Raw genomic sequence first — 20,769 nt, 5'->3', positions numbered from 1 at the left:
TGCTTGATTTCTGATTTTTGAATTTTTTGGCTTTGCTTGTTTTCAACTCAGCTTCCCTGAGTCATTTTCTGCTTTTTAGTCTAAAGTCCAGTAATTATAAAAACTCATTGCCAGTAAAGCAATCTTTGAAAAGTGCGATCGCTCCTGAACACCATTTTTTCAGACTATATGTAGGGTTTGTATTTGTTTGGTGCGATCGCTTAATTATAAAAACTCATTGCCAGTAAAGCAATCTCTAAGTCTTGTGAGCTTTACTCGCTCTAACAAATAAATCTTTTTGTTTTGCCCATAGACGCAAAGAAGACCACAAAACAACTACTTTTAGTCGAATAATAATGTAGAAAAAGTTTGCAAAAAGTTGCATTGCAGCATTGGTTAGAAGTAAAAACGCAACCCCAAAGTATTCACTTAGCTGGTTGTGGTGGTAAACCAAGCTCGGCACGAAATTCATTGTAGTATTTCGCCTTATCCCAATTTTTAGCTGATTTAACTTGCTCAGGAGTTAGGTTTTTGGCATCCCTAAGGTTGGCACCGCTGAGGTTGGCACTCCTGAGGTTGGCACTCCTGAGGTCGGCACTCCTGAGGTCGGCACCGCTGAGGTTGGCACCGCTGAAGTAGGCACTGAGGTCGGCACCAATGAGGTTGGCACCGCTGAGGTTGGCATCGCTGAGGTTGGCACCGATGAGTTTGGCACCGCTGAGTTTGGCACTGCTGAGGTCGGCAATGCTGAGTTTGGCAACGCTGAGGTTGGCACTGCTGAGGTTGGCACTCCTGAGGTCGGCACTCCTGAGGTCGGCACGGATGAGTTTGGCACCGCTGAGGTTGGCATCCCTAAGGTTGGCACCGCTGAGGTCGGCACCGATGAGTTTGGCACCGCTGAGGTTGGCATCCCTAAGGTTGGCACCGCTGAGGTTGGCATCGCTGAGGTTGGCACTGCTGAGGTTGGCATCGCTGAGGTTGGCATCGCTGAGGTTGGCATCGCTGAGGTTGGCATTGCTGAGGTTGGCATTGCTGAAATCTTTATTAGCTAGACTCTCACCAGCTTGTAGCAGCTTTTCCAGTGCTTGAATTCTTACTCGACTATACTCCTTTCCTTTAACAGCATCGACTTGCTGCCAAAGTTGGCTTATCCTAATTTGTTTCTCAATTACAATACCCAGAACTACTGACGCAACCAGCGGAATAATTAAGAAAAACCCAACGGATCTAAAGCGATTATTCCGCGTTTGTCTGACACTAGTTTTAATAAACTCAGCAGCTAGGTCAGATAATCTTAAGTTCTCAGTTTGTTGGTTCTGAAAATCTTTCACCTCTCTTAACCGCTTCCCCTGAAAGAGATAATCCTTAACCCTTCGCCTATCTCGCCATTCAATAGCTGCCGCTTCAATTTTCCGCTTTTGTCGCAGTATATCCCGACTTTCCTCAATCCATTTGCGTAATAGCAACCAATGGCGAATCAGTGCTTCATGTGCAACATCTACCACAGCAATTTGATTAGATAAGGTACTGGTGACAACTAGGTTCTCATCAGCTAACCGTTGAATTATTCTATTAATCACAGCTTCTGGATATTGTAAAGTAACTAAATCCCGTTGCAAAACTTGTCTGCGGGTATCTTCTGTTCCTTCTCCCAACTGCGTCAATTCTAAAAAAATCCGCTTTGTCGCTTGCTGTTCTTCTAGTGATAATGACTCATAAACTTCTGTAGCGCGTGTTTGCAGGGTTCCCCTGACTCCACCTAGTTTGCTATACATAGTCAGGGTTAACCGTTCTTCAGTTCTTTGCTGCCATAGTTCTGTCAGCGTGTACTGCAACAACGGTAAACTCCCCGGTGAATTTTCTACATCTGCAATCATTTGAGAAACTAATTCCGGTTCTACTGCTAAGTTCACCTGTTGGGCAGGTTTGAGAATTGCTGTTTCTAATTCCTCCCGATTCATCGGTGTTACTGTTACTAAATGCTCTTGAATTTTCTTAGCTAGTCCGCCATACTCTTGTTCCAGACATTTACCAAAAAAATCAGCCCGCATTGTGATTATTAGGCAGAGTTTATTGTCATCTCGTTGCAAAGCACCTAGCACACATTCAAAAAACTGCTGTCGTTTTGTAATGTCTTGACATTGAGTAAAAGTTTCTTCAAATTGGTCTACCACTAGCACTACGCGCTGAGTTTGGCTAGCAGTAATCAACTGTCCTAAACCAACTGCGCCTTTGGCAATTAATTCTTCTGCTTTAGCTAACTGTGATGCGCGTTCAATATCTGATAATTCTGATTCTACAAATGCCAGTGCTAAATTTTGTAAGGGGTTAATCCCTGGTCGAAATATTTTCAACTGCCAAGTATCGCTACCTGATAACCTGCGTCCTAACTTTAATTGATAAAGTAAACCGGCTCTGACAACACTAGATTTACCACTTCCTGATGCTCCCAACACAGCGAGGAAATTACCCGATCGCACTTTTTCTAATAATTCGTCGGTTAACGCTGTTCTGCCATAAAATAAGTTAGCATCTGCTTCTGTGCAATCAAAATAAGACAATCCTCTGTAAGGACAAATAGCTGATATCTGTACTGTCGAGTAAACAGGAGAGGAATTCCATTTGCAGGTGAGATTAATTGCTTCACCAGAGTTAGCAAAAATGGGACGCTGGGGGAACGGGTGATGTTCTTGATTGAGCAAGTCTACTAAGGTGTAGTTACTCACCCAACGGTCTTGTTTTGGTTCCAAACCTTTCAGCAGTGCGGCAGTGAGAACGCTGTGTTGGCTGTTAATCTCTTCAAAAGCTACCTCAAAACCACGAGAAGCCGCAATAAAACACCTGTCTCTGCCTTTACCGCGATCGCCTGGATCTGCCTCTGCAAAATTTAGCACCTCTCCGCTATAGCAGCAATCCAAAATCACAATTTGTTGTCTTACTTCACTTTCTTGCAGCAGTCGCCGCAACCATTGCAAAGATAATCCCCAATTACCCGCGTCAGGGTTGACTTCACTTGTCGCTAAAAAGCCTTCCTGAATCCCTAGATTTTTCCGCAATCCATGACCGGAAAAATACAGCAGTGCTGTATCTGGCGGCTTCCCATCTGGCTTAAACAATTGAACGATCGCTCTTTCTAACTGAGTTAAACTAACTTTAGTTTGCTTACCAATGCGAATCGTCTCATTTTCCTTATCTTTGACTGCTGGCAGCCGCGTTACCCGAAATTCACCATATTGTTGTAAGATTTGAGCGATCGCTTCACCATCGGCAACTGGCGCGTTGAGACATTTTAAGCGGTCATACGTATTAATTCCCACCACCAAAGCGTCTCGACTCATCCTGCAAAGCCCTATGATAGTTGTGCCGAATTATTTCCAGCTTCTACAAGAAATTTACCGCATTTTCCGTAAAATTTTGTAGATAAGCACCGCTGGGCTACCTAGACGCAATTCTTTTAGGCGAGATTTATCCCATGACTCAACTCACACCTATTCAGTTAGAAGATGGCACTATTATTTACATTGAAGCCACAAATAACGTAGATGCACCACCAGTCATTACCGAAGTTTCCCCGGAGGGAGAAGAAGAAGCGCTAATTGATAAGGGATGGAATGCTGATGCTGCACAAAAGCAAATAGTGCAAAATTTCCAAGCAATTGAAGGTACAATTCGGGCTTACACTGTTTATTCACTCAATGCTTTTAAGAAAATCCCTGTTGCTAATATTGATAAAGTCACTCTAGAATTTGGCATCAAAGTTGGCGGTGAAGCAGGTATACCTTACGTGACTAAAGGCACGGCTGAAAGCAATCTTAAGATAACGGTAGAGTGTTCATTTCCTGACCAACCGGAAAAGAAAACTCAGCAATCATGAGTGAGAGTATTGACGCAGCCAAAATTTCGATTATTATTCCGGCTATTAATGAAGCGGGGAATATTCAAAAAGCCATTGCTACTACTCAAGGCAGTATAAATATAGAAGTCATTGTAGTCGATGGTGGCTCTAGTGATGATACTGTAGCGATCGCTCAGTCTTTAAATGTCAAAGTTATCTCATCATCTCCCGGTCGTGCTGTGCAAATGAACGCGGGTGCTGTAGCGGCTAGCGGTGAGATTTTGTTATTTCTCCATGCAGATACTCGTTTACCTGCTGGGTTTGATGAGATGATTCGCACAGCACTACAACAGCCTGGGATTGTGGCTGGTGCTTTTAAGTTGCGGATTGATGCGTCACTTTTAAGTTTACGATGGGTGGAGTGGGGAGTAAATGTGCGATCGCATTTTTATCAAATGCCCTATGGCGACCAAGCAATTTTTTTAACAAAGGAAGTATTTCAGCAAATAGGCAGTTTTCCCGAATTGCCTATCATGGAAGACTTTGAACTCATGCGTCGTTTAAAACGCATCGGACGCGTTGTAATTATTCCCACACCAGTCGTCACCTCAGCGCGCAGATGGTTGCAAAAGGGAGTATTGAAAACTACTTTACTTAATCAAATAGTAATTATTGCTTATTTGCTCGGCGTTTCACCTGAGCGAATTTGTAGCTGGTATCGCCGAGAAAAATTTAAGAGGCTTTAAGCTGTTTCTCATGTAGGTAGTATATCTTAGGGGCATTGGATTTGAGGTGTAAATTTGAAAGTTGAGCCTCAAAAGGTCAACATTGAGCCTCAGAAGGTCAACATTGAGCCTCAGAAGGTCAACATTGAGCCTCAGAAGGTCAACATTGAGCCTCAGAAGGTCAACGTCGAGCCTCAGAAGGTCAACATTGAGCTTCAGAAGGTCAACGTCGAGCCTCAGAAGGTCAACATTGAGCCTCAGAAGGTCAACATTGAGCCTCAGAAGGTCAACATTGAGCTTCAAAAGGTCAACGTCGAGCCTCAGAAGGTCAACATTGAGCCTCTGAGGGTGAAACTTATAAAAATGAACAAGCGTTTATTCAATTCCAAACTCAAACTACTACTGCTAAGTTGCCTAATTATCACTCTAATAATTGCTGCTAAACAGTTAAACTTTCAGGGACTTTTACAGACTTCAATCATTTGGGTTCACAGTCTTGGTGCTTTCGGGCCTATCGCCTACATAGTTATTTACAACTTAGCGACATTACTGTTTATACCGGGTTCTCTGCTAACCCTCAAAGGTGGTTGTCTGTTTGGTGTATTTTGGGGATCAATATATGTGCTAATTGCTGCAACAATTGGAGCAACCTTGGCTTTTATTATTGGACGCTATCTGTCGCGGGATTGGGTTTCTCAACAAATGGAAAAACATCCTAAATTTAAAGCGATTGATTTAGCAGTTGCTAAAGAAGGATGGAAAATTGTTTTGCTAACTCGTCTTTCGCCCCTTTTTCCCTTCAATTTATTAAATTATGCTTTTGGGATAACACAGGTTTCTCTCAAAGACTATATATTAGGTTCCTTCGGCATTATTCCCGGTACTGTGATGTACGTTTATATTGGTTCTTTAGCTGGTAATCTTGCCATGATTAACACCTCTCATCAACCAATTACTCCAGAAACTCAAGTCTGGCAATGGATAATGCGAGTAGTTGGGTTGATTGCTACCGTTGCTGTGACTGTGTATATCACAAAAATTGCTCAGAAAGCATTAGCTCAAAGTGTGGCAGTAGAAGAAATCACAACTCATGAAAAAACTAACAATCATTCAGATATTTAAAGCCTTGACTCCGCTCGGCTTTAACACTGAGCGAAGCCGAAGTGTTAAAAGTATTGATGCCGGAAACTTGCAGAAGTTTTTTAGCCTCAGTGTATTAATATTACTAATATTGGCAAGTAGTTTCTCATTAAACACAGACCCGGCTTTGGCACAAGAATTGGCAAATTCAAATTCCTTCAATCCCCAAGCAATTTTACGCGAAGCTTTGCAGTGGATTGAAAGCCTGGGTGCGCTGGGAGCCATAGCTTTTATTGCCCTTTATATTATCGCTACCGTTGCTTTTTTCCCAGGTTCTATTCTCACCTTGGGGGCTGGTGTGATTTTTGGTGCAGTTTGGGGTTCTCTCTACGTGTTTATCGGTGCAACCCTTGGCGCTACTGCTGCTTTTCTCGTTGGGCGTTATTTAGCAAGGGGTTGGGTTGCTGGTAAAATCGCAGATAACAAAAAATTTGCCGCCATTGACGAAGCGGTAGGTAAAGAAGGATTAAAAATTGTCCTGTTAACGCGATTGTCCCCGATATTTCCTTTCAATTTGCTCAATTATGCCTTTGGCATCACAGGAGTTTCACTTCAAGATTACTTCATCGGCTCTCTAGGCATGATTCCCGGAACCATTATGTACGTTTATATTGGTTCCCTTGCAGGTAATCTGGCCATGATTGGCACTGAGGCTCAACCTACCAACCCGACTTTACAATGGGCAATTCGCATCTTGGGTTTGATTGCGACAGTCGCCGTTACAGTTTATGTAACCCGGATTGCGCGGAAAGCTTTAGAAAAGGAATTGTAGGGTAGCACCACTGTACAAGTCTATGTCAACTGCAAATTTCTGTAATATCATGTCCGCGTAATTAGTTATGATTCCCATAGCCATTGCACCCCTCCCCTTAATTTCCTCCCCTTGCTAATGGGCTTAAAGTACACACAGTCAAATTACCCCCCTTAATCCCCCCTTATAAAGGGGGGAAACAAGAAAGAAATCTAGTTCCCTCACGCCACGTGCTTCAAGTCGGCAAAGCCGCCCAACGCAGTGGCTCCCCTTTATAAGGGGAGGGTTAGGGTGGGGTAAAAACCAGATTCGTAATACTACTTCAGACTTTGTGTATACACCATAGTTGCTAAGGGCAAGGGAGACAAAGCGTAGCTTTGGCGGGGTGGGGTTCTTGTAGCTCAATCGAGAACCGCTATAAACAAGCATAAAAAAATTAATCGGGATTCTTAATTTTAAAAGAGGTTTTGCCAATGACCAATTCAGATTTAGAGAGAGTCACAGTTCGCCCAATTGACGAGTATAACCAAAAGTTGGTGTCTTACGTCCATCCGCCAAATTGGGTTAATCCTCAACCCGCCGATGTTTATGACTTGGTAGTAATTGGGGCTGGTACGGCGGGATTAGTAGTGGCGGCGGGTGCTGCGGGTCTGGATTTGGGTTTAAAGGTGGCGTTAATTGAAAAGCATCTCATGGGTGGAGATTGCTTAAATGTTGGTTGTGTACCATCTAAAACGATTATTCGCTCTGCCCGCGTCGTTGGCGAAATCTGGGATGCGAAAGACTTGGGAGTTAATATTCCCCAACATAATATTGATGTTGATTTTCCCAAAGTTATGGCCAGGATGCGGCGAATCAGGGCTGATATCAGCCATAATGACTCGGCGGAACGGTTTCAAAACTTGGGTGTCGATGTATTTTTGGGTAGCGGTCGATTTGCAAGTAAAAATACCGTGGAAGTTGGCGACAAAACCCTCAAGTTTAAAAAAGCTGTAATTGCAACTGGTGCAAGAGCTGCACAACTGTCGATTCCGGGAATTGAACAGGCGGGTTATCTAACCAATGAGACGGTTTTTTCCCTGATTCAACGACCAGAACGTTTGGCGGTGATTGGTGGCGGGCCCATTGGTTGCGAATTAGCGCAAGCTTTCCGGCGTTTGGGTTGTGAGGTGGTGCTTTTCCATAGCGGTTCTCATCTCCTGAATAAAGAAGACGCTGAAGCCGCTAAAATTCTCCAAAAGGTTTTGATTAACGAAGGAATTCGCGTAGTACTCGATTCCAACTTGGAAGAAGTGGTAACTGTCACCGAAGGGAAACGGCTTTACTTTTCCTCCAACGGTCATCGAGATTCGGTGACAGTCGATGAAATTTTAGTTGGTGCGGGGCGATCGCCAAATGTCGAAAATCTAAATTTAGAAGCTGTGGGTGTAGAATATGACAAGCACCAAGGCGTGAAGGTAAATGATTACCTCCAGACGACCAATCCCAAAATTTACGCAGCTGGCGATATCTGCATGAACTGGAAGTTTACCCATGCTGCTGATGCTGCGGCGCGGATTGTAATTAAAAATACTCTGTTTTCTCCCTTTGGCTTGGGACGCTCGAAACTTAGTAGTTTGGTGATGCCTTGGGTAACTTATACTGACCCAGAAATTGCTCACGTAGGGTTATACGAACACGAGGCGCAGAAATTGGGTATTGAAGTGACGACCATCAACATACCTTTTAATAGTGTAGACCGAGCGATCGCAGATGGTGAAGAGTTAGGATTTCTCAAAATCCACCATAAAAAGGGGTCTGATGAAATTATCGGTGCAACTATTGTCGCCAGTCACGCGGGTGAGATGATTTCAGAAGTGACTACGGCAATGGTAAATAAGATTGGTTTGAGCAAGTTAAGCAGTGTAATTCATCCTTATCCCACTCAAGCCGAAGCGATTAAAAAAGCCGCTGATGCTTATCGTCGAACACTCCTAACATCAAATACCAAAAAACTGTTGGGATTTCTGACAAAGTTATCTTAACCAAAATCAGTGAACAGTCGGATAACTAAAAGTCCCTAACACCACACCCCCAACCCCTCCCCGCAAGCGGGGAGGGGAGACAAAGCGTAGCTTTGGCGGGGTGGGGTTCTTCAGGTTTAATAAGCAATCAAGCGGACATGATATTACTGATAACTGATACAGCAGTTTTCAACTAGATGAAGTATGAAGTACAGGAGTCAAAATCAGACATTAACCCGGATTTCTCACGCATAGTGTAGGCAGAGGGGGAAAAGGAGTGTGGGGAGTGTGGGGAAGTGTGGGGGGTAAGACTTCTTCCCCATCCTCCCACACCCCCCACACCCCTTGGATTTCTCACAAGTGAGAAATCTTCCTGTCTTCTGCCTCCTTCAAGTCATCTCTAAACAGGTCGGAAGCGATCGATCTCACCTCCGGTCAAGTTTGCGTAATACAGATTACCATCAGGGCCAGTGGTGATTTGTGTAGGCAGTCCTAGATTAGGCCTGTCTGTTGAGGAAGCAAACCGCTTAACTGAGGTAACTTTACCTTGACTATCTAATATCAAAGCATCGATAGTTCCTTGACTGAAATCACCAATGAATAAGGCACCTTGATAGATTGAAGGGAAAGTATTACCTGTGTAAAAGTCACCCACCAGGATCGAATTAGAACCAGAATGCTTGTAAGTGTACAGTGGTTGTGTAACAGATGAGCCACTATTATAGAAGGCTTTGGCTGCATCTAAATTAGCGTAGAGTGGTTGTTTCAGACTGACGACATTACCATTTGCATCAAGTCCACCTTCATAGAATGGCCAGCCAAAGTTAGCTCCTGGTTTTCCGATATTGACCTCTTCGTAAGTACCGAAGCCAACATCACCAATTACGGGGGTATTGGTCTTTTTATCAATTGTGAAACGGAAGGGGTTACGCAGACCTAAGTCATAAACTTTGGAAATATTGCTATTGGCGTCACCGTTGTAGAAAGGATTGCTTGATAAGCCTTTACCAGTAATCGGGTCAATCCGCAGAATCTTGCCGGATAGATTATTCTTATCCTGGACGCGAATTGCTCGCGGGTCTACTCCATTGTAGGAAGTACCATCTCCTAAGCTCACAAATAGAGAACCATCAGTACCAAAATGTACAGAACCAACTGAGTGAGATTCACTATCATTGGCTATAAAATTCTGGATATTTTGGACTTTATCGAGATTATTGAGATAATCCTGCAAGCTGGTAAACGGCTTACCAGTATCTTTGTTGAGAATTCCTGATGGTGCATAGCCAAGTGTGACATTTGTACTATTTCCATCTGGCTTGATAATATTCGCCCAAGTGCCATTTGTGCCGAGTAGTACAACTTCGCTGCCAGCGATCGCAGTAGTGTAATTAGTGTTGGGGTCGGCTGTAAAGCGACTTAACCGTGCAGTCCGATTCCCATTCTGGTCAGGATCGTCTAATGTGCTATTGGGATTGTTCTTAGAATTGCTTGTATTAGTTTCTGGTGGATCGTAGGTATACAACAGGTAAACATAGTTGTTGCCGTTTGGATTTTTGCCAAAATCTGGATGTACAGCAATGCCTAACAGACCGCGATCGCGCGTATCATTTACCTCTTTGCTAATATCAGTAAATGGTGTTGATAATAAGCTACCGTTTTTCATGACTCGCACTACCCCATTTTTCTGGGCAATGAACATACTGTTACCATCAGGTGCCCATTCAAAAGCTGTAGGTTGATTCAAGCCAGAAGCTACCGTATCTAAAGCAAAGTTACCAGAGTCATTATCAATAATAGTGATACTTGTCTGTTGATTAGTTAGCTGCACTCCAGCTGGGTTACTGAACTTCAAAGCAAATGTTTCATTTGATTCCCCAACGTTGTCATTAAGAATGGGGATAACAATGGTGTTGCTGGTTTGTCCGACTGCAAAACTCAAGCTTCCAGATACAGCCTGGTAGTCAGATCCAGCTTTAGCAGTCCCATCTTGGGTTATGTAGTTGACACTAGCAGCCGCCGAAGCATTGCCCCGTGTAACTGTCACCTTAGCAGTACCGTCACCCTCACTAACTACTGGCTGGCTGAAATCGAGGCCAGAGCGATCGTTGTCTTGAATCGTAATTGCGAGAGTTCTTTGGACTCCGAGTGTTGCCCCCTCTGCCTGATCGATCACAAAATTAAAGCTTTCATCTCCTTCTATCGAGGAATCATCATTGATCGGAATGGATACCTGTGCGCTGCTTTCTCCCGGCGCAAAAGTCAGTATTCCAGCACTTTCAACGCCTTCACTCCCATAGTCAACTCCTTTTGTAGCAGTATTAGCTATAGTTGCATACTTGATTGAAGATGTACTACTTAAATCTCCAGTTCTAAGTATTTTAACGGTAACACTATCACTGCCTTCGTTCACAGTCATCGAAGACGATCCTAAGGTGATAGTGGTCGGAAGAACTGGTGAATAAAGTTGAGACTGAGGAATGATTTGTTTCACCTGAGAGGCGCTTGACCAACGCAGTTGAGAAACGGCATTGTTTTTATTTTCGTAGTACTCAAGTTTAATATCGTACTTCTGACCTGCAACCAATGCGATCGAGCCACTAGGTTCGGCGGCAGGTTGATCGATAAACTGATTGATGATTTGTTGACCATTCACCCACAGTCGCACACCATCATCAGCAGTGGTGTAGAACTTGTAAGTTTCGCTGTACTTGGCTTCTACCTGACCTGTCCACCGCGCTGAGAAGGTATCTGCATCAATCGACGGAGCGGGAGAATCAGCGCCCCAATTAAAGTTCACCGTCGGATTTGTAGTAGTTACCTTCAGGTTAGTGAAGTCGATGTTGTCGTAGTACTCTCCTTTGAGTCCATTGCCACTACTGGGTGTGCTGACATTACTATACAGTTGGGACTGAGGAATGATTTCCTTCGCCTGAGAGGTGCTTGACCAACGCAGTTGAGAAACAGCATTGTTTTTATTTTCGTAGTACTCAAGTTTAATATCGTATTTCTGACCTGCAACCAATGCGATCGAGCCACTAGGTTCGGCGGCAGGTTGATCGATAAACTGATTGATGATTTGTTGACCATTCACCCACAGTCGCACACCATCATCAGCAGTGGTGTAGAACTTGTAAGTTTCGCTATACTTGGCTTCTACCTGACCTGTCCACCGCGCTGAGAAGGTATCTACATCAATCGACGGATCGGGGGAACCAGCGCCCCAGTTAAAGTTCACCGTCGGATCTATGCGAGTTTGCTTGAGGTTGGTGAAGTCGATGTTGTCGTAATACTCTGCTTTTAGTCCGTTGCCATTACTAGCATTACTGACATTACTAACATTACTAGATGTGCTGACATTACTATACAGTTGGGACTGAGGAATGATTTCCTTCGCCTGAGAGGTGCTTGACCAACGCAGTTGAGAAACAGCATTGTTTTTATTTTCGTAGTACTCAAGTTTAATATCGTATTTCTGACCTGCAACCAATGCGATCGAGCCACTAGGTTCGGCGGCAGGTTGATCGATAAACTGATTGATGATTTGTTGACCATTCACCCACAGTCGCACACCATCATCAGCAGTGGTGTAGAACTTGTAAGTTTCGCTGTACTTGGCTTCTACCTGACCTGTCCACCGCGCTGAGAAGGTATCTACATCAATCGACGGATCGGGAGAACCAGCGCCCCAGTTAAAGTTCACCGTCGGATCTATGCGAGTTTGCTTGAGATTGGTGAAGTCGATGTTGTCGTAATACTCTGCCTTGAGTCCATCTCCTTGAGAGATTAGGCTAGACCGAGCAGAAATGCTGGTTTGCCCTTGGTCAATGCTTTCTAGAGATGATTTATTCGTAATTACTGGGCTTACAGATGTTGATAAGTTTTGATTTGATGCCATAATTAATGTTGCAGGATTAGTTTTGCATTGATGAATATTTCAACCAAGAATGCATCATAAAGCTTGATATAAATATATTGATCGGCTAATCATTGATTGGCTTATAAATATATCTTTATTAATTACTAATTATGAATAATTACTTGAAGAACATATTAGTCTTTGTTTTCTTTCAAAAAATTACTGATTTTTTGAGACCTTCTAAATTTCACTGATGTGCAGATGCATATTCAGTAAGGCAAGCAATGCTCAATAAAGCAAATAGATGCGTAGTTAGTCAAATGTAATAACTTTACATAAATTACTTAAGTATTCTTTTACTTCTACATATTTGACAATAGATAGCGGTGTTATGTCTATCTTGTTTATGGAACTTTGTTTAAATATTCACATTAATATATTCTTTTTTAAAGGAATATAAAAGTTTTGATGATGTTTAAGTAAAAATTGCCAAAGTACCGGATAATTTAATGTATTTTATCTACAGATTTATTAACCATATAAAAATTAGATAAAGAAAATTTTTAATATTTAAAGATTTAAAAAACTAATATTTATCCATACTTCATCTTGACTATTACTTTATCGAACAGAATTCAGGAGTCAGGAGTCAGAATGGGCTAAACCTTAGCTATCCGCTAACAGTTGGGTATTCTGTATGACTGGCGGATAGCGCAGCGTCAACGAGACGCTGTGATATCGCTGAACGCAAAGAATTGTCAGCGTCCGAAACCCTACTCTTTCGTTCATTTACAAAAATTTTCAATTTACTCCAAGTCAGAAAAATTACAAGTTTGACGTTGCACATTCCCACTTTCCCCTAGACTAGGGGCAGCAACCTTGTTCAAACTGGCTGAGGAAAGTGGACTTTGACTGAGACAAACAATTTAAACTCTACCATCCAGAATCTCTCACGCAGGGAATTGCGAGATTTAGTGCGGACTCAGCTGCAAATGCTCCTAGACGCAGGAGACTTGCAGGGAGCAAAATCTATTCTCGTGCCCGTGCAGCCTGCGGATATCGCCGAGGCGATTGAGGGTTTGCCAGAAGCGATGCACGCTTTGGCTTTTCGCTTGCTTTCTAAGGATGAAGCTATAGAAGTTTATGAATATCTCGACTACAGTGTTCAAGAACGGTTAATTGAAGAACTTAAAAGCCAGGAAGTCTGCGATATTGTCGATCAAATGTCGCCGGATGACCGAGCTAGGTTATTTGATGAATTACCGGCAAAAGTCGTCAATCGCTTGCTAGAACAACTGAGTCCAGCAGAACGTCAAGCTACAGCCCAACTATTGGGTTATGAAGCTGATACAGCTGGGCGAATTATGACGCTAGAGTTGATCTCGCTGAAAGAAAACTTGACAGTATCTCAAGCTCTAGAGCGAATTCGCAACTTAGCTAATGCTAGTGAGATGATTTATTATCTTTATGTCATGGATGCGGCAAGACGCTTGACGGGGATTGTATCGTTGCGGGAATTAGTAACGTCTCAACCTGAGCAAATTATTGGCGAAATTATGACCCGTGATGTGGTGTTTGTCCACACTGATACAGATCAAGAAGAAGTTGCAAGATTAATCCAAAGATATGATTTTTTGGCTGTGCCTGTGGTAGATCGAGAACAGCTTCTAGTCGGTATTGTGACGGTAGATGATGTGATTGATATTCTGCAACAAGAAACCACCGAGGATATCTATGCCTTGGGTGGTGGTGTGCAGTCGGGGGGCGACAATTATTTTCAAATGAATTTGCTAGAAATTGCTCGGAAGCGAGTTGTCTGGTTATTGGTCTTACTTATAACTAATACCGTTACAGGCACAATTATTAAGTCGCAAGAGGATCTTTTAGCAAAAGTGGTGACACTGACGGCCTTTATCCCCTTGTTGACTGGTACTGGGGGTAATGTAGGCGCTCAATCTTCCACAGTGGTGATTCGCGGGATGAACACCGATGAAATCCGATCGCTTGGTGCATTGCAGGTAATCGGCCGAGAAGCGATCGCTGGGGCATTATTGGGAGGAATGTTAGGTACGATCGCTACTGTCTGGGCTTATTTTCTGCAAGGACGATTAGAAGTAGCGATCGCTGTAGGCACTAGTTTGGTAGCTATCTCTATTTTAGCTTCGATCTCCGGTTCATCACTGCCATTTCTATTTCGCTATCTTCGTTTAGATCCGGCATTAATGTCAGCACCATTTATTACCACAGCAGTTGATGTTGTAGGTGTTTTGATTTATTTCAATTTAGCGCGGGTAATTTTAAAGTTATGAAAAGAGTCATTGGTCATTGGTGATTAGTCATTAGTGAATAACACACTACAAATGACAAAGGACAAAGGACAAATGACTAACTTAACTTTTACAATTCTGATTCCGTATCTGGAGCAACAATTTCGCCAGTACCCAATTGCAGTATCATGTCCTGGTCAGTAATCAATCCGCTAAGTTCCTTCACTTGTAAATTCATGTCTTCACAAGCTTGTCTAAGTTCTCTGGCAAATTTGTTGAGGTCTTGACCATAGCCACATTGATAAGCAGCAGTTTCAATTCCTTGCTGGGCATTTGCTCTAGCACAATCTACTAGTTCTCTGCCATTCAATGGTGTAGGAGATGCCATAAACGTAGTTATTATTTCTTAAATGTACGCTGTTAGACAGATTATCAATATTTCGATATTAAATCATCCCTCCAATGGATGACCATGAGGGTAGAGTTAAGAGTTATAAGTTTAGAGTTAGGAGTTAAAAGTTGTAATTTAAAAATATATTGTTTATAACTCTTAATTCCTAACTCCTCACTCATAACTCCTAACTCCTAACTATTTTAATTACCCATTGACAACATCTCCACCATTGACATGTAATACTTGTCCAGAGACATAAGAACCATCATCAGAAGCTAAATATACGTAGCTAGGAGCAACTTCTTCTGGTTGTCCGGCTCTTTCCATTGGTACTTGTTTCCCAAAAGTTTCAACTTTCTCTTCGGGAAAAGTTGAGGGGATTAAAGGTGTCCAAATTGGCCCTGGTGCGACAGCATTAACCCGAATTCCTTTTGATACCAAATTTTTTGATAAGGAACGAGTGAAGGCAACGATCGCACCTTTTGTAGAGGAGTAATCTAGTAGTTGTGGACTACCTTTATAAGCTGTTACCGATGTGGTATTGATGATAGAACTGCCTGCTTGTAGATGCTTGAGTGCAGCCTTAGTCATGAAAAACATCGAGAAGATATTAGTGCGGAAAGTTCGCTCTAGTTGTTCTTCGGTGATTTCTTCAATACTTTCTTTTGGATGTTGTTCAGCAGCGTTGTTGACGAGAATATCGAGTTTGCCAAACTCATCAACTGTTTGTTGTATGGCTTGCTGACAAAAACTTTCATTGCCAATATCACCTGCAATGGTTACTGCACGACGCCCTTGCTTTTCTACCAAATGTTTGGTTTCTTTGGCATCATCGTGTTCATTAAGGTAAAGGATCGCCACATCTGCACCTTCTTTTGCAAATGCGATCGCAACAGCACGACCAATCCCACTATCTGCACCCGTAATCAATGCTACTTTATCTTGTAACTTGCCACTACCCCGATACTGAGCATCATCAGCTTTGGGTTTTGGTGTCATTTCTGATTCAACACCTGGTGCTTCTTGTTGCTGTGGCGGTTGCAACTTTTGCTCTTTTTTCTCTTCTTTTTTCTCTTTTGGTTCTTTTGATTTAGCCATCTGTTTTACCTTGGTAATTGAATCTTGAATGGGGCATTGAGAAAGGGGCATTGGGAATTAGTTACACTCCATCTTTCTCCTATTCCCTATTTCATAACTAAACCTTGGATCGAAAATTCAACCCAAGGTTTATTTTTTGCTTTGACTTTCACTAGCCATTTGCAATTTTAGGCACTTATATCCTGGATGTTTCCCAAACTTACTTATTCCCGCCACTCTACGCAACTTACATTATTTATCCTCACGCCTGACCATGAAAATAAGTACACAACTCTAATGTGATGAAGAATTTATCTTTTTCATCTGTTTTAAAGTTAACTATTATATTGCTGTACTTTATCGCCCCCTAGAGGTAAAGTAAGCAGCAATTAGCTCAACCTTAAGAGGGAAAAGAATTAAAGAAGTCGGCGATTTGCGGGTTGCTATAGCTCGATCGATTCTTGTGGACTTCCAGAAATTTTTTACAAAACTACCTGAATCTTGACACGGCGACTATACATCGTCCAAAAGGGTGCATGGTGCGCTACATTGAGATCATTAGAGGGCATGGGTTATGGCAACATTAAATATTTCCGAGTTAGAACAGGTTGAAAAGTTTCGCCACTTACAATTAACCCTGCGCGATCGCTGGAAAACGAGCGAACTATTTGACAATAGCGAAGCGGATATTTTAATTATTCCCTCCTTGAGTCTTGACCAGCGCGAACTCCAAAAGATCGAAGGCTGCGAACATTATGAAGAAAGATTACTATTTTCTTTAATTCGGTTGCGGAATCCCCAAACTCGGCTGATTTATGTAACATCAGTACCGCTGCATCCAAGTATCATTGATTATTATTTGCAACTGTTGCCAGGAATTCCCTTTTCTCATGCTCGCAATCGCTTGTTGTTACTTTCTACTTACGATTCCTCCCTTAAGCCTCTGAGCCAAAAGATTTTAGAACGCCCCCGTCTGCTAGAGCGGATTCAGCAATCTTTGAGGCTAGATAAATCATTTATGATCTGCTACAACTCTTCGCACTGGGAAGGCGAATTGTCTTTAAAATTAGGTGTACCACTATATGCTGCTGCACCAGATTTACAGATTTGGGGGACAAAAAGTGGCAGTCGGCAAATTTTCAAGGAAAGCGGAGTACCGCATCCAGATGGCAGCGAAAAAGTTTGGAACCCCACAGATTTGGCAGAAGCTACCGTTGATTTATGGGAACGCCAACCAACATTAAAACGGGTAGTAGTAAAACTCAACGAGGGCATTTCTGGCGAGGGGAATGCATTGTTGGATCTCAGACCGATTGAGAATTTAGCACCAAATACTAGTACTCATGCCGAAAGGGTAGCCGTAATTAGCGATCGCTTGGCAACGATGCGCTTTCAAGCCAAACAAGAAACGTGGGATAATTTTTCGGGAAGAATCCCGGAATTAGGGGCAATTACCGAAGCATTTGTGGAAGGGGAAATTAAGCGATCGCCCAGCGTCCAAGGACGGATTACACCCCAGGGCAAAGTGGAAATCCTTTCAACTCACGACCAAATTCTCGGAGGCCCAGACGGTCAAATTTATCTTGGTTGCAGCTTTCCTGCTGATGAAAGATATCGATTGCAATTACAGCAATTGGGACTTCAAGTTGGCAGAAAGCTAGCAGAGAAAGGCACTTTAGAGCGGTTTGGTGTAGATTTTATCGCCGTTGACAAGGGTAATGGAGACTGGGATATTCAGGCGATCGAAATTAACCTACGTAAAGGCGGTACAACTCATCCATTCATGACCCTGAAATTATTAACGAACGGTCGCTATGACCTTTCCACGGGTTTATTTTATAGTCAACAAGGTCGTCCAAAATACTACGTTGCCACTGATAATCTGCAAAAAGAGCGCTATCAGGGATTATTACCTAATGATTTAATGGATATCATCGCTCACCACAGATTGCAGTTTGACAGCGGTACAGAAACGGGTACAGTGTTTCATCTTATGGGTTGCCTTTCGCAGTTTGGCAAGGTGGGATTAACCAGCATTGGTGATTCCCCGCAACAAGCACAAGACATTTATAACAAAGTTGTCAAAGTTCTAGATGAAGAAACCCGTAGCGAAAATCGTGATTTCTCGGCGTTTTCAGATTATTCTTTTCCCGTAGTTTGGGATGAATTATAGGGGCACAGCAATGCTGATTGGTGTATCCCTACGAGTAGTACGCCAATTCGCCTAAGTCGAGAGACGCGATGAATCGCCGTCTATACAAAAGACTGATATTGTAGAGACGGCGATTTATCGCGTCTTTATGATGATTTATCGCGTCTTTGCGATCTATAATTTTCATCAAAAAACCTTAACTTAACCGAACCGTATTGATTAGACCTCTTGCAAAAGTCCCTAACACCCCACCCCCAACCCCTCCCCGCTCTTCGGGCTACGGTGTACACACAAGTGTTGGTGCAGTGTATCTATCCCGCCTCGGAATAAATTCCGAGTCTCATAGCGAAAGTCATCTTTTAGATGACTAAACAAGAAATTTAGTTCAGTCCACGCTTAGTGGACTTTAGCTATCAGCCCGGAACTTTAGTTCTGGGCGTAATATTTGCTTAGTGTGCGACTTTCACTTGAACAGAAATATTGGGTGGGTAGGATTTTTAGAGATGTGTGTACACTGTAGGCTCTTCGGGAGGGGAGACAAAGCGTAGCTTTGGCGGGGTGGGGTTCTTTCTTATTTTTGATTTATGCAAGAGGTGTATTGAAAACTGATTAGTTCTAGATGCGCCGATCGCTGTTAGGTAAATTTTGGTTGTTTGGCTGTTTACCAGATTGCAATTGAGTATATATATAGGTTACTACTGCTAAAGTCAGCCCAATAGCCAACACCACTCCTACAATTCGCAAGAAATTGGGAGTAATTCTCGTAGTTAGCTGCTCACTTAGCCTTGGTTGGTAAATAGTGTCATCCGTTCGCGCTTGTGGTCTGCGTTGATTAGACGCAGGTCGTGGCTGATACAACGTCACATCTGGTTGCACTGGTGGTCTACTTTGATTAGATACTGGTCGCGGCTGAAACAACGTCTTATCTGGTGGTACTTGTTGCCCACCTTGATTAGATCCTGGTCGCGGTTGAAACAACGTCTTGTCTGGTGGCAATTGTTGACCGCCTTGATTAGCTCCTGGTCGCGGTTGAAACAACGTCTTATCTGGTGGTACTTGTTGACCGCCTTGATTAGCTCCTGGTCGTGGTTGATATAACGTCACATCAGGTTTGCTGGCGTTCGGATTATTCACAGGACTCTGTTGATTTTGCTCAACTGGGTTAAATGGTCTGGGAACGGTTTCGTGATTTGAGCCTTGATTGAAAGCAGATGGAGGACGAATAACGGTATCGTCGTTCGATTGTCTGGGAACAGTTTCGTGATTTGAACCTTGATTGAAAGCAGATGGAGGACGAATAACGGTATCGTCGTTTGATTGTCTGGGAACAGTTTCGTGATTTGAACCTTGATTGAAAGCAGATGGAGGGCGAATAACGGTATCGTCGTTCGATTGTCTGGGAACAGTTTCGTGATTTGAGCCTTGATTAGAAGAAGGTTGCGATCGCCCAGTAATTTGTCCAGGTACACTAGATTCTGTGGCAAATTTGGCAGCAGCTTGCAAAGCCTGATTCAGTTCTTCTACCGTTGCAAATCGGTTGGCTGGGTTCTTGTGGAGGCATTTCATCACCACAGCTTCTAATTGTACGGGTAAATGCTCACACCCTGGTTGCGATCGCAGTGGTTTTGGTGGCTCATAAGCATGAGCTAATACCCAAGAAGCCTCACTAACATGACTACCCTTAATGCTGATTCCAAAGGGGTCGGCTGCACTCAGCATTTCATAAAGGATAATCCCTAAGCTGTAAATATCACCTCTAGCATCCAGGTTTTGATCGCTTTGGATTTGTTCAGGAGGTGCGTAACGAAATGTACCGATAAATGTACTAGTTATATTTGTAATATTGGAATTTTCTGAAGATTCACTCCGAATTTTGGCAACACCAAAATCCAAAACCTTCACCCACTCTCCCAAATCTGTTGGCATTAGAAATATATTATCTGGCTTCAGGTCGCGGTGAACTACCTGAATATGTTCAGTGGTTTTTCCACCATCTCTTTGGAGAGTAACTCCTTGATGAGCAAGCTGTAGACCTTTACAAACTTGCGCCATAATCTTCACCGTCCGCTCAACAGACAGCCGCTTTTCGCGCAGCAGTAATTGCCTGAGCGTTTGCCCCCGCAAATATTCCATGACGTAAAATGGAAAACCTTCCGGGGTTACACCACAGTCACTAATCTTAACAATGTGGTCGCTTTGCAAAGCAGCACAAACTGCCACCTCCCGCTCAAAACGCTTTCTCATTTCGAGTGATGCCACTAGCGTATCTTTGAGCAACTTCAACGCTACCTGCTGACCGACACGGGTATCCGTTGCTAGGAAGACTTCTCCCATGCCACCCCCGCCTAACCGTCTGTCCAAACGGTATCGCTGGTTATCACCTACGAAACGACCATTCCAAGAATTTGAAGAAGGTGGGGATTTCATCTGGGGCAACCCATCCTAGTTACTTTAAAATGTTAACTTTAGTCAGAGATAGTACTAGTATTACAAATATGATTGCTTCATGACTTAGATGAATATTAGTAATATACGCTACTAGTAATTATCCAATTATACCCAGCTTAACATATTAGTAACTTAAAGT

Annotated in this window: 13 protein-coding genes; 7 read left to right on the top strand and 6 right to left on the bottom strand. The window is 43.0% G+C overall.

Going from position 1 to position 20,769, the window contains the following annotated elements; translation table 11 throughout:
- Positions 1-404 precede the first annotated feature (404 nt).
- Positions 405-3,317, bottom strand: coding sequence for an nSTAND1 domain-containing NTPase (locus tag V7K61_RS09390; protein WP_335053006.1), 2,913 nt, complete (start codon positions 3,315-3,317; stop codon positions 405-407).
- Between the two features lie 134 nt (positions 3,318-3,451).
- Between V7K61_RS09390 and V7K61_RS09385 the strand changes: the two genes are divergently transcribed.
- Entirely contained in the window at positions 3,452-3,853 is a 402-nt protein-coding gene (locus tag V7K61_RS09385) for a CU044_2847 family protein (RefSeq protein WP_292725774.1), read from the top strand.
- Positions 3,850-4,560 carry a TIGR04283 family arsenosugar biosynthesis glycosyltransferase gene (locus V7K61_RS09380; RefSeq protein WP_335053004.1) on the top strand — a complete coding sequence of 237 codons (711 nt, stop codon included), beginning with the start codon at positions 3,850-3,852 and terminating at the stop codon, positions 4,558-4,560. Before V7K61_RS09385 ends, V7K61_RS09380 begins: the two co-directional genes overlap by 4 nt.
- Here V7K61_RS09380 and V7K61_RS09375 read toward each other — a convergent pair.
- Entirely contained in the window at positions 4,507-4,842 is a 336-nt protein-coding gene (locus V7K61_RS09375) for a hypothetical protein (RefSeq protein WP_335053002.1), read from the bottom strand. The genes V7K61_RS09380 and V7K61_RS09375 overlap by 54 nt on opposite strands.
- 60 nt (positions 4,843-4,902) lie before the next feature.
- Here V7K61_RS09375 and V7K61_RS09370 point away from each other — a divergent pair, with 60 nt between their 5' ends.
- From V7K61_RS09370 to V7K61_RS09360, 3 genes are all read left to right on the top strand, one after another.
- Positions 4,903-5,661, top strand: a complete 759-nt coding sequence (locus V7K61_RS09370) for a TVP38/TMEM64 family protein (protein ID WP_335053000.1) — start codon at positions 4,903-4,905, stop codon at positions 5,659-5,661.
- On the top strand, positions 5,630-6,451 hold the full coding sequence (locus V7K61_RS09365; RefSeq protein ID WP_335052998.1) for a TVP38/TMEM64 family protein: 822 nt from the start codon (positions 5,630-5,632) through the stop codon (positions 6,449-6,451). The genes V7K61_RS09370 and V7K61_RS09365 overlap by 32 nt, the downstream gene beginning before the upstream one ends.
- A gap of 452 nt (positions 6,452-6,903) precedes the next feature.
- Positions 6,904-8,454 carry a mercuric reductase gene (locus V7K61_RS09360; protein WP_335052996.1) on the top strand — a complete coding sequence of 517 codons (1,551 nt, stop codon included), beginning with the start codon at positions 6,904-6,906 and terminating at the stop codon, positions 8,452-8,454.
- A gap of 379 nt (positions 8,455-8,833) precedes the next feature.
- On the opposite strand, the gene V7K61_RS09355 is transcribed toward V7K61_RS09360, so the two are convergent.
- Complete coding sequence (locus V7K61_RS09355) at positions 8,834-12,331, bottom strand: PA14 domain-containing protein (RefSeq protein ID WP_335052994.1); 3,498 nt, start codon at positions 12,329-12,331, stop codon at positions 8,834-8,836.
- Between the two features lie 869 nt (positions 12,332-13,200).
- Between V7K61_RS09355 and mgtE the strand changes: the two genes are divergently transcribed.
- Positions 13,201-14,601 carry a magnesium transporter gene (mgtE, locus tag V7K61_RS09350; RefSeq protein WP_335052992.1) on the top strand — a complete coding sequence of 467 codons (1,401 nt, stop codon included), beginning with the start codon at positions 13,201-13,203 and terminating at the stop codon, positions 14,599-14,601.
- 88 nt (positions 14,602-14,689) lie between these two features.
- Here mgtE and V7K61_RS09345 read toward each other — a convergent pair whose 3' ends face one another.
- The gene (locus tag V7K61_RS09345; protein ID WP_094352695.1) at positions 14,690-14,947 is read right to left on the bottom strand and encodes a hypothetical protein; all 258 of its coding nucleotides are present in this window, start codon (positions 14,945-14,947) and stop codon (positions 14,690-14,692) included.
- 210 nt (positions 14,948-15,157) lie between these two features.
- A complete protein-coding gene (locus V7K61_RS09340; RefSeq protein WP_335052989.1) occupies positions 15,158-16,051 on the bottom strand; it encodes an SDR family oxidoreductase in 894 nt (297 codons plus the stop codon).
- Positions 16,052-16,604: 553 nt separating this feature from the next.
- On the opposite strand from V7K61_RS09340, the gene V7K61_RS09335 reads away from it, so the two are divergent.
- On the top strand, positions 16,605-18,203 hold the full coding sequence (locus tag V7K61_RS09335) for a peptide ligase PGM1-related protein (protein ID WP_335052986.1): 1,599 nt from the start codon (positions 16,605-16,607) through the stop codon (positions 18,201-18,203).
- Positions 18,204-18,797: 594 nt separating this feature from the next.
- Here V7K61_RS09335 and V7K61_RS09330 read toward each other — a convergent pair.
- Positions 18,798-20,609, bottom strand: coding sequence for a serine/threonine protein kinase (locus V7K61_RS09330; protein ID WP_335052984.1), 1,812 nt, complete (start codon positions 20,607-20,609; stop codon positions 18,798-18,800).
- Between the last annotated feature and the right edge of the window lie 160 nt (positions 20,610-20,769).

This window comes from Nostoc sp., from assembly GCF_036918015.1.
Classification (GTDB): Bacteria; Cyanobacteriota; Cyanobacteriia; order Cyanobacteriales; family Nostocaceae; genus Nostoc.
This window is presented reverse-complemented; position numbering and strand designations above follow the sequence as displayed.

Bases quoted from the DNA above. Each gene is read 5' to 3' on its own strand.
- V7K61_RS09360 (WP_335052996.1), top strand. From the start codon at position 6,904: ATGACCAATTCAGATTTAGAGAGAGTCACAGTTCGCCCAATTGACGAG.
- V7K61_RS09330 (WP_335052984.1), bottom strand. From the start codon at position 20,609: ATGAAATCCCCACCTTCTTCAAATTCTTGGAATGGTCGTTTCGTAGGT.
- V7K61_RS09390 (WP_335053006.1), bottom strand. From the start codon at position 3,317: ATGAGTCGAGACGCTTTGGTGGTGGGAATTAATACGTATGACCGCTTA.
- V7K61_RS09355 (WP_335052994.1), bottom strand. From the start codon at position 12,331: ATGGCATCAAATCAAAACTTATCAACATCTGTAAGCCCAGTAATTACG.
- V7K61_RS09335 (WP_335052986.1), top strand. From the start codon at position 16,605: ATGGCAACATTAAATATTTCCGAGTTAGAACAGGTTGAAAAGTTTCGC.
- V7K61_RS09365 (WP_335052998.1), top strand. From the start codon at position 5,630: ATGAAAAAACTAACAATCATTCAGATATTTAAAGCCTTGACTCCGCTC.
- V7K61_RS09345 (WP_094352695.1), bottom strand. From the start codon at position 14,947: ATGGCATCTCCTACACCATTGAATGGCAGAGAACTAGTAGATTGTGCT.
- V7K61_RS09370 (WP_335053000.1), top strand. From the start codon at position 4,903: ATGAACAAGCGTTTATTCAATTCCAAACTCAAACTACTACTGCTAAGT.
- V7K61_RS09340 (WP_335052989.1), bottom strand. From the start codon at position 16,051: ATGGCTAAATCAAAAGAACCAAAAGAGAAAAAAGAAGAGAAAAAAGAG.
- V7K61_RS09380 (WP_335053004.1), top strand. From the start codon at position 3,850: ATGAGTGAGAGTATTGACGCAGCCAAAATTTCGATTATTATTCCGGCT.
- V7K61_RS09385 (WP_292725774.1), top strand. From the start codon at position 3,452: ATGACTCAACTCACACCTATTCAGTTAGAAGATGGCACTATTATTTAC.